Raw genomic sequence first — 14676 nt, 5'->3', positions numbered from 1 at the left:
TATGCAACTGCCTTTAAAGCACTCATTGAGAAAATACGCTGTTTCAGCCCTTTCAGCCGTAATCCACATTAATGCGTTTTTTGAGGCCATTGCCCTTTTAAATCGATCATTACTTTGTCGATCATCTGAATAGTTGCTGTGTTTTCATCTTGCACAATGGCGAACGCACGTAAACCTACGAATTGATTCTGAAGCCACTCTGCGGCCAGTTTCGTTGGCGTATATTCGGGCAGTTCACCGTTTTCTATACAGGCTTCTATAATATCTCTGAAACCAGCCTTAAGGGTTTGCATGCTTTCAAGTACGGCTTTTTTTGCCACCTCACCAATGATATCTAGTTCTGCAATAGACTTTACTAGCAAGCACTGGCGCATATAGCGCTGTTCATCAGGGCCAGTTAGTGCCGTTTCAAAAAAGCTATAAAGCGCATTTAAAGGCGATTCGGCCTGTGCTACTTGCTTTAACCGCGCTGCGCTATTTTGCGCATATTGTTCAACAACAAGCTTGAATAAACCTTCTTTACTTTGAAAGCGAGCGTAGATACTGCCGGGGCGCATATCTAACGCTTGTTGAATATCGCGCATACCCGCAGCATGAAAGCCTCGTTGCCAAAAAAGCGTAGTGGCTTTTTCAATAATGTCATCGTGATCATATTTCATAGCTGCATACCTTATGCGTGAATATTTTGAACATGTGTTCAATTATCGCTTGAACGATCGTTCAAGTAAACATATTATTGATCTCACATCAAAGAGGTAAGGGTAATCAAAAGGGTTACTTTAATTTCTAGTCACATCAATAGGAGAGTGATATGAGCGATTTTAAATTACATACAAAAGACACAGCGCCAGAGGCGGCAAAGCCACTAATCGATAATTCGGTTAGCGCATTCGGTATGCTTCCTAACCTACATGCAGTAATGGCAGAAGCGCCAACGTTGCTTGAAGGTTATCAAGTACTACACAAGCTAGCCCAAGAAACCTCGTTTAACGCTGAAGAACTAACAGTAGTTTGGCAGGCAGTAAACGTAGAACATGCATGTCATTACTGTGTACCTGCGCATACTGGCATTGCTAAAAGCATGAAAGTAAGTGATGACTTAATAGAAGAGCTACGCAGCGATGAAACATTGTCTGATAGCAAATTAAATACGCTAAAAGAGACCGTACTTGCCGTAACTCGCGGTCGCGGCAATGTTGATAGTGCGCAGCTAGATGCGTTTTACAGTGCAGGCTACGAGCACCAGCAACTACTTGAAATTATTCTTATTTTGGCGCAAAAAGTGATGAGTAACTATACAAACCACTTAGCCGAAACACCGGTTGATGAGCCGTTCAAGCAATTCGAATGGTCACCTAAATAAGCGTAGTACGCGAACGATTGAAAACGGAAGCCTAGCTTCCGTTTTTCGTTTTTGGCGATGAACAGATGAGCTAGCGGAAACGCTCAATTATCTGCGCACTTAATAATGGTTCAGACTCATACCGTAAACAGGAATGCTAAGTGCATCGAAAACAATGGTTTAAGACGCCAAGGGTAGCTGGGGGCTCAACTCTTCTACAGTTTCACTCGCGATTAACGTTTCATAACCTTTCTGCTGTAACAGTGCTTTCAGGTCATCACAGTTATTACATTTGTTTTGCTTTGCAATAGCAACCGCTTCAATGAAACAAGATAGGTGAGTTATCGATTGTGCTTGTGTCATGTCTACTTCACTTCTGATTTTTTGCATTAGTTGACGTCACTTTCATAACAGAACTATGTCCTAGCCTAAAGTCACTATTGTGACAACGTTATGACGCTTTTATGAAAAATCTAACGAAAAAGTTCAAAACCTCTTGAAATGTATATACATAGGCTATACATTTTTAATTCGGATAATGTAGTTTACTTTTAGCGCAGGTCGTAAATGTCTGAGAAAAATAACAAAAAGAAGAAAAAGAATAGTCAGATGATTATTCGTATTAACGACGAAGAGCGGGCGCAATTTATCGCGTTATGCGACGAGATGGACACGTCAGCTGCTCGCGAAGTTAGGCATTTTATTCGAGAATTTATCGCTAAGCATGGCGATAAATAACGGCGTTACTAAATGACATTTGTGTAAGGTCAACACTACAAAAAATTATGATAAGGAACTAAATCATGGCTAAGAAAAAAGAACTTAAAAAAGAAATAAAGGTAACTAAAGCTAAAATTGCTAAACAAGAAGGGAAGCTCAAAAAACTTAAGAAGAAGCTTAAAAAGGCGTAAGTGCTAACCCCACCCAATATGATAGAGAGCGCTCTTAACAGAGCGCTTTTTTGTATCCCAATTAGTCTGGCAACAATGGCTCCCGAAAGTTACAACCCCTTATTATTGGCTCGTTTAGTCTAAAAAAAGATAATTCCGTCGCTTCACCTTTAAAAATCTACTTGTCGTCGATATTACGCTTTTATTACTACTTTAGTATTGTGCGAGCGAATCTATTTGTGATTTACTCAGTTCGAAAGTACCCGGTGCTTTTCATCTCTAATAATAATAAGTCTACCCAGACAATCTGACGTTTAGCAGTACCCCAACAACAGAATGAAGTTATTGTATTTAAACCCAAATCAACGCGGTTAAGTACAAGACAGCACACTTCAATAAGTAAAATTTAAAAGAATTCAGGAACAACACCATGCAACAGGCAAAATTTAACGCTTCTGCTTTTAAGCTTTCCCTTATTGCTTCTGCAATAGCTGGAATGCCTTTTTCCACGTCGGTTCTTGCACAAGACCAAGCTTCTGTTGATGAGCAAGATGTTGAGCAAATTCAAATTGTAGGTTCACGACGAGTTGGCCGCACTGTCAATGACTCTCCTGTTCCAATCGATATCATCGACGCTTCTTCGATAGAAGCGACGGGCTTAACTGAAACCAATATGATTTTGAATCAGTTGCTGCCAAGCTTTAACTTTCCTCAACCCTCTGTTACCGATGGTACAGATCACGTGCGTCCAGCCCAGCTGCGAGGCTTAGCACCTGACCATACCCTGGTATTGGTAAATGGAAAACGCCGTCATACTTCAGCGCTGCTTAATCTTAATGGATCGGTAGGGCGAGGCTCGTCGGCAGTAGATTTAAACGCTATTCCTGCTAACGCTATCAAACGAATTGAAGTGTTGCGCGACGGAGCGGCAGCGCAATATGGTTCAGACGCTATCGCTGGCGTAATCAATATTGTATTGAAAGATGCCGCTGAAGGTGGCGAAGTATCGGCGACTTACGGTGCTAACGTAACGACTATGGACGGCGTACCTAACCTTGAAGGGGTAAGTATTGGCGCTGACGGTAATTTAGCATTTGAAGAAGGCAGTGACCGAGAGGTAACCGACGGTCAAACCTTTACCCTTCGCGGTAACATGGGCTTTGAGTGGGGGGACGATGGCTTTGTAAACGTTTCTGCAGAATATCGCGACCGCGGCCAAGCAAATCGCGCAGACTACGATCAGCGAGAAAACTATGCCCGCGATGCAGAGGGTAATTTAGACCCTCGTGAGCTTACGGTTAATCGCTACAACCACGTTTATGGAAACGGCGAGGTAGAAGACTACGCACTGTTCATCAATGCGGGTAAAGCACTCACCGATAGCATTGAGTTTTACACTACAGCCGGTTATAGCACTCGTGACTCTCTTGGTAGTGGCTTTTATCGCCGAGCTCAAGACTCACGTAACATTGTTGAGATATACCCAGATGGTTTCTTACCTTCTATCCAAACCGATATTACCGATATGTCGTTTATCGCTGGAATTAAAGGCTATGGGGATGTCTGGAACTACGACCTATCGTTAACTCACGGTGGTAACGAGCTAGAATACGGCGTGGTAAACACACTAAATACATCACTTGGCCCAACAAGCCAAACTGAGTTTGATGCCGGTACGCTAGAGTACGATACCACTATCATTAATGCAGACGCGTCTCGATTGGTGGATACTGGCTTGTTTTATAGCGAGATGAACTTCGCAATGGGCGCAGAATACCGTCACGAAGGTTACGATATCACAGCCGGTGAAGAAAACTCTTACATTCAAGGTACCTTTGGCCCCGGTGGTGCGGTAACTGACCCAGTAGATGGGCCGTTTGGCGCGGCTGGCGCGCAAGTATTCCCTGGCTTCACTCCAGAGTCTGCAGGTGATAATAGCCGTCACAACTACAGCTTTTACGTTGATGTAGAAGCCGATGTTGTAGAAAACTGGAATGTAGCAGTGGCAGGGCGCTATGAGGATTATTCTGATTTTGGCAGCACCTTTAACTGGAAAATGTCGCACCGTGTAACGGTCAGTGATGCATTTGCTCTTCGTGCGTCGGTATCAACAGGCTTCAGAGCACCGTCTCTTCAGCAGCAGTATTTTACCTCTATTGCCACCGTATTTGTTGATGGCGAGCCAACTGAAACTGGCACCTTTGCGCCATCAAGTGAGGTTGCACAAGCGCTTGGTAGCCCAGGCTTAGATGCAGAAGAGTCGAATAACTACAGTGCAGGTTTTACCTACTCGCCCACAGCCGATTTCAACTTAACCGTAGACTTCTATCGCATTGATATTGATGATCGTATTGTGCTGTCTAACAACCTTTCGGGTGAAGCAATTGAAGCATTACTAGAGGGAACGGGCGCTAACCAGGCAAGATTCTTCTTAAACGCGATTGATTCACGTACAGAGGGCGTAGATATTGTTTCTACCTATACACTTAATACGGCAGACTACGGTGCATTCAACTTTAACGCAGGCGCTAACTTTAATGATAATGAAGTAACCAGTGTAATCGATGCACCTGATGTACTTCAAAATGCAGGGTTTGATCAGGATAACTTGTTTGATGATGTAGAGCTTCGTCGTTTCGAAACTGCTTCACCTGACAGCAAGCTGAACTTAGGTGTGACGTGGAATTACGACCGTTACACCACTACGCTTCGTACTACACGCTATGGTGAAGTAGAAGATCCATCATCAGTTGAAGCAAGAAATGAAATCATTCCCTCAGAATGGATTACAGATTTAGATATTCGCATTGCGCTAACGGAAGGGCTAACCGTTTCTGTAGGTGCTAATAATGTCTTTGATGTATACCCAGAGCCAACGCGAGATCTTGTTGATGAAGTAACGACTTTCTCTCGCCTGTTTTCCTATTCAGGCTTCTCGCCGTACGGCTTTACCGGCCGTTTTGTTTACGGAAAAGTTGCATATCGTTTTTAATTAAGTGCTTAAGATAAACGTAGAAATACTAGAGTCGTAATTTGAAAGCCCCTAAGGTTAGATGTACAACCTTAGGGGGCTTTTTATTTGCTGGGCAAGATGCTATTGGCGGACAGCGAAACATAGTCAAAATTAAATGTATATTGCGGTACTACTATAAGTCCTTTGCTTTCAGATTTAACCTCTAATCTTCATCGTTTTGTTTTGCAGGCACATCATCCCGGTCAAAAGTAACGGTGCATCTATGCGCATTGAGAAGCGCAAAGTCTTCTTTAGGAATAAATGCATCGTAATCACGTTGAAGCTTAACTTGCGCTTCTTTACGAATTTTACTGCGGCGAATAGCGGTGACAAAGTTTCGCATTTCATAGTGAGTAGATAGTTCAAGTTCAGGAACGGCCACAGGTTTACCGCTGTCATCTTTGGCTACCATGGTAAAGAAACTATTATTAGTATGCTTAACCTCGTTCGTTTTTATGTTCTCTGTGGTTACCTTTATCCCCACAACTAACGATGTGTTCCCAACATAATGCACAGTTGCATCTAGGTGAAGAAGATCGCCAACCTCAACGGGCTGTAGAAATTCAACGCCGTCGACAGTTACCGTAACGCAGTAGGCGCCTGCATGCTTACTTGCACATGCGTAAGCGACCTTATCCATTAAAGATAAGATAACGCCACCATGTACTTTTCCGCCAAAATTAGCGAATGACGGTACCATTAATTCAGTAAGTCTTGTTCTCGAAAATGCGACACTTCGTGCAGTCATAAACAACCTTTAATCCAAAGCCCTTGAAAAACGCCGTGTAAGCGTTCATATCAGTAGTAGTTTTACACTACCACACATTTTAAGGAATGGTTTTGTCACAAACGCATTTTTATAAACCAAAAGAAGGTCATGGCTTAGCTCACGACCCCTTTAACGCGATTATTGCACCGCGCCCCATAGGGTGGATTTCTACAAAATCAAAAGCGGGTGTGCTAAACCTTGCCCCTTACAGTTTTTTCAATGCCCTTAATTATACGCCGCCAATTATCGGCTTTTCTGTAGTAGGCAGTAAGAAAGACTCATTGATAAACGTGCAGGAAACAGGCGAGTTTTGCTGGAATCTCGTATCACAAGATTTAGTTGATGCGATGAATACAACAAGCAAACCTTTAGCGCCTGAGGAAAGCGAGTTCGACCATGCTGGACTTCAAACCGTAGAAAGCGAAATAGTGCAGGTTCCTCGCGTGAAAGCCAGTAAGGTGAGCATGGAATGTAAGCTTACCGATGTGGTGCAGCTTAAGACGGCTTCAGGTGATGCGGTGAATAGTTGGTTCATTATGGGCGAAGTCGTGGGCGTACACATTGATAAGTCGCTAATTGAAAACGGTGTTTACAGTACGCTAAAAAGCGCGCCAGTGAGTCGTGGCGGCGGACGAGGTGATTACTACACTATATCCCAAGATAATTTTTTCGAAATGCTAAGACCTGAGTAACGGTCTTTAAGAAAATAGCGACAACGCGCCAATACCAATCGGTGACCTAAATGTTAAATATGAACTTTGATGAACGCTTAGCTATCAATACACAAAAGCAAGAGTGGCAGCCGTCACCGTCTTCCACTGTTTGGCGTAAGCCGTTAGAGCGTGAAGCAAAAGAGTCTGGCCATACAACCAGCGTGGTGAAATACGAGCCTGGCGCTAGCTTCAAACAGCATAGCCATCCGTACGGAGAAGAAATTTTAGTGCTTGAAGGCGTGTTTTCCGATGAGCATGGAGACTACCCTGCAGGCACATACCTGCGCAATCCTCCAGGCAGTAAACACAGCCCGTTTAGTAAAGAAGGCTGCGTGATCTTGGTTAAACTGAATCAATTCGATAAGCGCGATTTAGCTGAGGTTAGAGTGAACACGAATACGGCAGAATGGCTGCAAGGGCAGGGCGGTTTAGAGGTGATGCCGCTTCACAACTTTGAGCATGAACATGTTGCGCTGGTTAAGTGGCCTGTTGGCGAGGTATTTAAGCCCCACAAGCATTTCGGTGGTGAAGAAATATTTGTACTGTCTGGGACGTTTAAAGACGAGCATGGTGAATACCCCAAAGGTACATGGATAAGAAGCCCGCATATGAGTCAGCATCACCCATACGTTGATGAAGAAACAATCATCTGGGTCAAGACAGGGCATTTGCCAGTGGCGTTGTAAGACATCATGACTTTTACATTCTGATAGTAAATGAATATGACGTGATGAATTGTTTTTGCCAACTCATGGCTAGACATAAAAAAGGCTAACCTTAGGTTAGCCTTTCTTGCTGTAGCTGACTTATTTAGAGCTACTTAGTTATAGTTACGGGAATAACATCTAACTTAATTTAAAGTCGAAATTAATCCCACACGCCATCTTCTGATTTACCCTGTATTTCACAGTCACCCGCTTTGTATTCCATGTTTGCGCCAGTGTCTTTTTTCTTAAAGTAGTCTTTGCTGATAGAAACAATGGTTGGGGTCATCCATACAATAGCGATGATGTTGATTACCGTCATTAAACCTAGCGCCATGTCGGCCATGGCCCATACCTGAGGTAGCGCTGCTTGTGCACCCCAATAAATCATGCCTAAATAGCCAATAGTGTAGACCAAACGGCCTATTTTGTTATCTAGCTTGAACATGTGCAGGTTACTTTCGCCATAGGCGTAGTTTGCTACTACAGATGTGAATGCAAATAAGCTGATGGCGGCTGCCACAAAGTCGGTACCGCCTTCACCTAAGTGACTACTCATCGCGTCTTGGGTTAAGCGTATGCCTTCCATTTGATCAGAGCTTGAGCCGCCAGCAAGTAGAATGATAAAGGCAGTAGACGTACACAGTACTAGTGTATCTAAGAAAACGCCAAGCATCTGAATGTAACCTTGAGATACTGGGTGATTAGGGTTTGGAACAGCACTTGCTGCTGCGTGCGGTACCGAGCCGCTACCCGCTTCATTTGAATAGAGACCACGCTGAATTCCATTTTTAATGGCAGCACCTAGTGCGCCAGTGCCAGCTTCCTGCAAGCCAAAAGCTGACTTTATAATATCAAGCAGCATAGCGGGCAGTTCGGAAATATTAATGAAGGTGATGGTGAGCGCTACTAGTACGTAGCCAATCCCCATGAAAGGAACCACAAACTCGGCAAAACGGGCAATGCTTTTAAGCCCTCCCACTACAATTAAAGCGGCTAGGGCAATAATGGCTAGGCCAACATATTCAGCAGGGAAAGAGTACGCATTGTTTAATGCATCGGTAATAGTGTTAGCTTGTACGGCACTGAAAACAAAACCGTAGCCAAAGAACAAACACAGCGAGAAAGCGACAGCTAACCACGTTTTATTCAAACCCTGCTTAATGTAGTAGGCTGGGCCGCCACGAAATTCGCCGTTTTCGTCACGTACTTTGTAAAGCTGACCCAAAACACTTTCAGCAAAGCCGGTGGCCATACCTAATAGGGCAATCATCCACATCCAAAAGATAGCGCCAGCGCCACCTAGTGATATAGCAACCGCAACGCCAGCTAAGTTACCAGTACCCACGCGGGCAGATAAACTGGTACATAAAGCTTGAAATGAACTGATCCCATCTTTAGAAGAGGTGTTACTGCCTTTAAGCAGGCTGAACATATGGCCGAAGTGCCTAAGCTGTACACCACCAAGTTTTACGGTAAACCAGATACCACATGCAAGCAGCATAATGATAAGTACCTGGCCGTCTCCCCAAAGAATATTGTTAACTAATGAAACGAATTCGTTTATCACGCACTTTCCTTCGTTATTGTTTTAATTGATGCTCGGCGTGTAAAGATGAACTGAACATGACAGGAGCGTTGTCAGAACAAACGCTTCGGCATAAGCAAACACATATTTGCTAAACCTTGGAATAAGCCGAGCTATATCGATAAAGAACCAATACTAGCACGACAGTTAAATGATTGGACAATGAAAACGTACTGAAATTATGACGTTTTATGCTCGCATATAGCAAATTTATTCATTTAGAAGGGAAGGGCGTAGGTTTTTTTAACTAGAATCTACCAGCACTTTTTAGAAAGGGTAAACACAAACAAAAAAGCCGCTCAAAAGAGCGGCTTTTTCAAGAATATGGCTGGGGTAACAGGACTCGAACCTATGAATGGCGGGATCAAAACCCGCTGCCTTACCAACTTGGCTATACCCCAATATTGGTGCGGAAGGAGAGACTTGAACTCTCACGCCGTGAAGCACTGGAACCTAAATCCAGCGTGTCTACCAATTCCACCACTTCCGCAATGTAGACTTCCAATTAAGGAATGTAAAAGTTGGTGGCTACGGCGAGATTCGAACTTGCGACCCCATCATTATGAGTGATGTGCTCTAACCAACTGAGCTACGTAGCCTAAACTTTTATCTTCAATAAAAAGCCGCTCGATGAGCGGCTTCTCAAGAATTTGGCTGGGGTAACAGGACTCGAACCTATGAATGGCGGGATCAAAACCCGCTGCCTTACCAACTTGGCTATACCCCAAATGGTGCGGAAGGAGAGACTTGAACTCTCACGCCGTGAAGCACTGGAACCTAAATCCAGCGTGTCTACCAATTCCACCACTTCCGCGTAGACGCTAGCTATAATAGTCATTCAAAAAAGAATGGCTGGGGTAACAGGACTCGAACCTATGAATGGCGGGATCAAAACCCGCTGCCTTACCAACTTGGCTATACCCCAGTCGTGGTGCGGAAGGAGAGACTTGAACTCTCACGCCGTGAAGCACTGGAACCTAAATCCAGCGTGTCTACCAATTCCACCACTTCCGCGTAGCTAGACTTTCCTAAAAGAGATAACAGAGAATTGGTGGCTACGGCGAGATTCGAACTTGCGACCCCATCATTATGAGTGATGTGCTCTAACCAACTGAGCTACGTAGCCTTGCTATTCTCTTCCCTCTCAGGAAGTGGCGCGTATTATGCGTATATGACTGGCAACCGTCAACCCCTTTTTTACTAACTTTTTTTAAATGCTCATTAAGTGTGCGCATTAGGGCGAAATACGCACAAAAAGCCGTGAATTTGAACAACTTGCAAGGGGTTAAGTACCCATTTACCAAGTTTTGTCACTGGCTTTTGTCTGGTAATAACACACGTCAATAGGGCGCGGGCCATAGGTATTGTCATGAAAAAACGGGTTATCTAGGTTTTTTCCTGTATTCACTCGTTTTTTATATTCTTCATGGTGTGGTGTTTGTAAAAAGTAAGGCGTTGAGTTGCTAGTATGCACAAAAGCCTGCTTTATTTTACTCTCTTGGGTTATCTCATCTAGTACACCACCTGTGTCCATATTGCCTCTAGGTAATTTTTGAAGTAGTTCCATACCTCTCACTACACGGCCTACCACCGACATATTTCTATCTAAGTGTCGTGGTGCTTGACCAATTACAATATAAAACTCGGTGCTGGCGGTATCTTTTTCGCTATTGCGAGCAAACGCCACAACACCAGGGCAGTGAAGCCCCCACATTTCTTTTCGATTTTTATCTATACCCACTGGGAATCCGTCTAAAAATCCAGTATTAGGTGCAAACATATCCTTAGATTCGACCAATTTTACATTGCTATTAAGTGGCTGAGTAAATTCAGCGCTTATTGGCTTCAGCAGATTTGCTGCAAATTGAAATGTGTCGTGGGTGTCATTGCTGCCCGCTTGTGCCACAAAGCCATCTACTACACGATAAAACGCTTGCTCGTTGTAAAAGCCTGCGTCTATGAGGGCTTTGAACCTAGCCACATGCTTTGGCGCAAGTGTTGGGTGAAGTGCAATAACTACATCGCCATGTGCGGTTTTAAAAGTCACCGTATTAGCTTGGGGTACCTGATACCAACTATCGGCATTGCTCACCAATGTTGGTGCCATTTCACCGCCGCTGATGTCAGATTGTATGTTTACCGCTTTAACTTGAGTTTCACTCGCAATGGAAAAACTAACAAAGCCTAGTAAACATAATGTTCTAACTGAGGCCCTAAATAGAGATTGTCGTTTTTTTAGTTGTGTGTATCGTTGCGACGTGCCTTTCGATACTGCGAACGAGTGTAAATTGCAGAACTGTTTAAAAATCATTGTAAAAGTCGGTAGTTTTTTATTAGTTATATCAGCCCTATGTATACTTCACAATTGGTTACGGCAAACAAAAAAGCCACCTTGCGGTGGCTTTTGTAAACAGCACTAATTTCTACTTTAGAAATTACACGTTAAAGCGGAAATGGATAACGTCACCATCTTTAACAATGTAGTCTTTACCTTCAAGACGCCATTTACCTGCATCTTTAGCACCTTGTTCGCCGTTAAACTCGACAAAGTGATCGTAGCTCACTATTTCGGCACGAATAAAGCCTTTCTCGAAGTCGGTGTGAATTTTACCCGCTGCTTGTGGTGCAGTTGAACCTTCAGGGAAAGTCCAAGCGCGCACTTCTTTAACACCTGCGGTAAAGTAAGTTTGAAGCGTTAGCAAGTTATAACCGGCACGAATTACGCGGTTAAGCCCCGGCTCTTCTAATCCCATGTCTTGCATAAACTCTTCGCGCTCGTCATCTTCAAGCTCCGCGATATCAGACTCGATAGATGCGCAAACGGCTACTACAGTCGCATTCTCGCCAGATGCTATCTCTTTTACCTGGTCAAGGTACGGGTTGTTTTCAAAGCCGTCTTCATTTACGTTAGCAATGTACATAGTTGGCTTAAGAGTAAGCATGTTCATGTAGCTGATTGCCGCAAGTTCTTCTTTGCTAAGCTCAAGTGAACGAAGTAATAAGCCTTCATCTAGGTGCGGCTTAATCTTTTCAAGTACTTTCATTTCGTACTTAGCGTCAGCGTCGCCGCCTTTAGCGCGCTTTGCTACACGGTGAAGTGCTTTTTCTGTGGTTTCTAAATCAGATAGCGCAAGCTCGGTATTAATAACATCGATGTCATCTTTAGGGCTAACGCGACCTGCAACGTGAACAATGTTTTCATCATCGAAGCAGCGTACTACGTGACCGATAGCGTCGGTTTCACGAATGTTCGCTAGGAATTTATTACCTAAGCCTTCACCTTTAGATGCGCCTTCTACCAAACCCGCAATATCAACGAATTCCATAGTAGTAGGAATAACGCGCTGTGGATTTACGATTTCAGCCAACTTGTCCAAACGAAGATCTGGCACAGGTACTACGCCTGTGTTTGGCTCGATGGTACAGAAAGGGAAGTTGGCCGCTTCGATACCTGCTTTTGTTAATGCATTGAAAAGTGTTGATTTACCTACGTTTGGTAGGCCAACAATACCGCATTTAAAACCCATGGTATGGATCCTTAGTTTGGAAAAGTGAAAACTGGCTAGGTTTACCCTTTGTGAGAGTGCAACCTGTTCTGTGCTTGCTTAAGGTCTTCTTTCAGCAAAATTTCGGTACAGCGTACCGCTTCATCAACGGCGCTTTCAATAGCTGCCTTTTCATCCGCTGGTGGCTTACCAAGAACATGGCCGGTTACTCGGCTTTTATGACCTGGATGACCAATACCTATGCGCAAACGCAAAAAATTCTTGTTGTTACCCATTTTAGCCACAATGTCACGTACGCCGTTTTGACTAGAACTTCCACCCACTTTGTATTTTGCTACGCCGGGAGGCAAATCTAATTCGTCAAATGCTACTAATATTTGTTCTGGTTCTATGCGGTAAAAATTAGCCAGTGCTGCTACGGCTTGTCCACTTTTATTCATAAACGTAGTGGGGTAGAGCAAACGGACATCTTTGCCAGCAATAGTAATGCGAGCAGTCTTACCGAAGAATTTGGTTTCTGGTTTTAGCGGGGCGTTATAGGTGTCGGCAAGTTGGTTGAGAAACCATTCACCGGCATTGTGTCGGGTATTTTCATATTCGGGGCCTGGATTACCCAGGCCCACGATTAGGCGGATATCAGCCAAGAGGATTATTCCTCTGAAGCTTCTTCTTCGCCGTCTTCTTCTGCGTCAGCCGCTTTAGGAGCAGGCTTAACAGTCACAACTGCTAGGTCGTGAGCTTCGTCGTTCTTAGCAAGTTCTACTGAAGAAACGCCAGCTGGAAGTGTTAGGTCAGAAAGGTGTAGCGTTTGACCCATTTCAACAGCAGCCATATCTACTTCGATGAACTCTGGAAGGTTCTTAGGCAGACAAGTAACTTCAATTTCAGTTACGTGGTGCTCAGCGATACCGCCAGCTTTAACAGCAGCAGACTTCTCTTCGTTTACGAAGTGAAGTGGTACGTTAGTGTGAACGTCTTCGCCAGCGATTACACGTTGGAAGTCAATGTGCATGATCTTTGGCTTGTACGGGTGACGCTGCATGTCTTTAACTAGAACTTCAACAACTTTACCGTCTAGGTTTAGTTCAAGAACGTGAGAGTAAAACGCTTCAAAGTCAGCAGAGTTGTTAACTTTGTTGTGATCTAGTGTGATAGAAACTGGTGCTTCTTCACCACCGTAGATGATACCAGGAAGCTTATCTTCGCGACGTAGGCGGCGGCTCGCACCTTTCCCTAGGTCTGTACGAACAGAAGCATCTAGTTTGAAATTTGCTTCAGACATTGTCTGTCTCCAAAAAATATAAGTCTAATGATGTGGATTTTTGCGACCAAAACCCACTGTAATTTGATGTTTGTCACGTTTGAAAATACATTCTTACGCACAATAAATCATCAGCCCAAAATTCAAGGGCGGCGAATTCTAACACCACCCACTACAACATACAATTGCCAACACAGATAAAAATAGAAGCGGGTAAGTATAAAATTGACGATACTAATAATAAAAACGCGCCGAGGCGCGCTTTTATTATAACAAGAACAGTAAAGACAGATTTCTAACCGTGCTATATTACAATAACAGGCTACTTGCCTCGCACAGAATACGGCTATTTCGTTTGCAGGTTATCAATGACCTTGCTGGTATCAAGAACTTTAACGCTTGATACTTGAAGTACAGTACCAAATTGGGTGAACGTCATCATATCAGGCTTAGGTGTACCTTTGACTTCAACAACGAGGCCATTCTTTTGATAAGTTTCGTCGAGGCCATGTAACGTATAACGGTCGCCGTTTTCGGCAATAAACGCATAAAAACCGCCCTCTAAGTCTTTATATATAATGCTGCCTTTCATAGATACTTCACCTTTCACGTTCTCTTCAATGGCTTCAGCTTGTGTAACAGGCTCAGCAACCAGTTCTTTAGGCATAGACTCAACCTTTGTGTCCATTTGTTTTTCTTTATCTACCATGTTGATGTCCTTATTGGCTTCTTCTTGAGAGCAAGCTACAAGCGTAAGTACTGAAGTAAAAATAAGTGCAAGTTTAAGGCGATGTGTTGTCATTCTTATATTCCTCTATTAGATAAGAGTAGGGCTTTATCGTTAGCGTTCAGCTAGCACCCAGTTAGAGTAAAGCGCACTGCAGTGCATA

General features: G+C 43.7%; 14 protein-coding genes and 8 tRNA genes. 5 read left to right on the top strand and 17 right to left on the bottom strand.

What is annotated here, in order from left to right; genetic code table 11:
• Positions 1-68: 68 nt before the first annotated feature.
• Positions 69-659 carry a TetR/AcrR family transcriptional regulator gene (locus ACYTPF_RS02895; protein ID WP_461851145.1) on the bottom strand — a complete coding sequence of 197 codons (591 nt, stop codon included), beginning with the start codon at positions 657-659 and terminating at the stop codon, positions 69-71.
• 152 nt (positions 660-811) lie between these two features.
• On the opposite strand from ACYTPF_RS02895, the gene ACYTPF_RS02890 reads away from it, so the two are divergent.
• Positions 812-1363, top strand: a complete 552-nt coding sequence (locus ACYTPF_RS02890) for a carboxymuconolactone decarboxylase family protein (RefSeq protein WP_461851144.1) — start codon at positions 812-814, stop codon at positions 1361-1363.
• Positions 1364-1522: 159 nt separating this feature from the next.
• Here ACYTPF_RS02890 and ACYTPF_RS02885 read toward each other — a convergent pair whose 3' ends face one another.
• Positions 1523-1732, bottom strand: a complete 210-nt coding sequence (locus tag ACYTPF_RS02885; RefSeq protein WP_461851143.1) for a hypothetical protein — start codon at positions 1730-1732, stop codon at positions 1523-1525.
• 177 nt (positions 1733-1909) lie between these two features.
• On the opposite strand from ACYTPF_RS02885, the gene ACYTPF_RS02880 reads away from it, so the two are divergent.
• Positions 1910-2080 (top strand): hypothetical protein, encoded by a 171-nt coding sequence (locus tag ACYTPF_RS02880; RefSeq protein WP_179982958.1) that lies wholly within the window; start codon positions 1910-1912, stop codon positions 2078-2080.
• Positions 2081-2662: 582 nt separating this feature from the next.
• On the top strand, positions 2663-5224 hold the full coding sequence (locus tag ACYTPF_RS02875) for a TonB-dependent receptor plug domain-containing protein (RefSeq protein WP_179982959.1): 2562 nt from the start codon (positions 2663-2665) through the stop codon (positions 5222-5224).
• A 184-nt stretch (positions 5225-5408) separates the two neighbouring features.
• Here the strand turns inward: ACYTPF_RS02875 and ACYTPF_RS02870 are convergent, their stop codons facing one another.
• Positions 5409-5993, bottom strand: coding sequence for an acyl-CoA thioesterase (locus ACYTPF_RS02870; protein ID WP_461851142.1), 585 nt, complete (start codon positions 5991-5993; stop codon positions 5409-5411).
• 92 nt (positions 5994-6085) lie between these two features.
• On the opposite strand from ACYTPF_RS02870, the gene ACYTPF_RS02865 reads away from it, so the two are divergent.
• Together ACYTPF_RS02865 and ACYTPF_RS02860 are read left to right on the top strand one after the other, a co-directional pair.
• Positions 6086-6706: a flavin reductase family protein gene (locus ACYTPF_RS02865; protein WP_461851141.1), complete on the top strand. Its 621-nt coding sequence runs from the start codon at positions 6086-6088 to the stop codon at positions 6704-6706.
• Between the two features lie 50 nt (positions 6707-6756).
• Complete coding sequence (locus ACYTPF_RS02860; RefSeq protein ID WP_461851140.1) at positions 6757-7413, top strand: cupin domain-containing protein; 657 nt, start codon at positions 6757-6759, stop codon at positions 7411-7413.
• 181 nt (positions 7414-7594) lie between these two features.
• On the opposite strand, the gene ACYTPF_RS02855 is transcribed toward ACYTPF_RS02860, so the two are convergent.
• The 14 genes from ACYTPF_RS02855 to ACYTPF_RS02790 all read right to left on the bottom strand — a co-directional run bounded on the left by ACYTPF_RS02855 (position 7595) and on the right by ACYTPF_RS02790 (position 14588).
• On the bottom strand, positions 7595-9001 hold the full coding sequence (locus ACYTPF_RS02855; protein WP_461851139.1) for an alanine/glycine:cation symporter family protein: 1407 nt from the start codon (positions 8999-9001) through the stop codon (positions 7595-7597).
• Positions 9002-9344: 343 nt separating this feature from the next.
• Positions 9345-9420, bottom strand: a tRNA-Gln gene (locus ACYTPF_RS02850).
• A 4-nt stretch (positions 9421-9424) separates the two neighbouring features.
• Positions 9425-9509: transfer RNA gene (locus ACYTPF_RS02845), tRNA-Leu, on the bottom strand.
• A gap of 32 nt (positions 9510-9541) precedes the next feature.
• Positions 9542-9618 (bottom strand) — tRNA-Met (locus ACYTPF_RS02840).
• Positions 9619-9670: 52 nt separating this feature from the next.
• Positions 9671-9746, bottom strand: a tRNA-Gln gene (locus ACYTPF_RS02835).
• Between the two features lie 2 nt (positions 9747-9748).
• Positions 9749-9833, bottom strand: a tRNA-Leu gene (locus ACYTPF_RS02830).
• A gap of 35 nt (positions 9834-9868) precedes the next feature.
• Positions 9869-9944, bottom strand: a tRNA-Gln gene (locus tag ACYTPF_RS02825).
• Positions 9945-9948: 4 nt separating this feature from the next.
• Positions 9949-10033 (bottom strand) — tRNA-Leu (locus ACYTPF_RS02820).
• A 35-nt stretch (positions 10034-10068) separates the two neighbouring features.
• Positions 10069-10145: transfer RNA gene (locus ACYTPF_RS02815), tRNA-Met, on the bottom strand.
• 171 nt (positions 10146-10316) lie between these two features.
• Positions 10317-11126 (bottom strand): peptidylprolyl isomerase, encoded by an 810-nt coding sequence (locus ACYTPF_RS02810; RefSeq protein ID WP_461851138.1) that lies wholly within the window; start codon positions 11124-11126, stop codon positions 10317-10319.
• 328 nt (positions 11127-11454) lie between these two features.
• Positions 11455-12546, bottom strand: coding sequence for a redox-regulated ATPase YchF (gene ychF, locus ACYTPF_RS02805; RefSeq protein WP_179982965.1), 1092 nt, complete (start codon positions 12544-12546; stop codon positions 11455-11457).
• A 41-nt stretch (positions 12547-12587) separates the two neighbouring features.
• Entirely contained in the window at positions 12588-13169 is a 582-nt protein-coding gene (gene pth, locus ACYTPF_RS02800; protein WP_025254772.1) for an aminoacyl-tRNA hydrolase, read from the bottom strand.
• A 5-nt stretch (positions 13170-13174) separates the two neighbouring features.
• Positions 13175-13807 carry a 50S ribosomal protein L25/general stress protein Ctc gene (locus ACYTPF_RS02795; RefSeq protein ID WP_179982966.1) on the bottom strand — a complete coding sequence of 211 codons (633 nt, stop codon included), beginning with the start codon at positions 13805-13807 and terminating at the stop codon, positions 13175-13177.
• Positions 13808-14132: 325 nt separating this feature from the next.
• The gene (locus ACYTPF_RS02790; protein WP_461851137.1) at positions 14133-14588 is read right to left on the bottom strand and encodes a ribose-phosphate pyrophosphokinase; all 456 of its coding nucleotides are present in this window, start codon (positions 14586-14588) and stop codon (positions 14133-14135) included.
• Positions 14589-14676 lie beyond the last annotated feature (88 nt).

The organism is Alteromonas sp. HB246098 (assembly GCF_054890645.1).
This window is presented reverse-complemented; position numbering and strand designations above follow the sequence as displayed.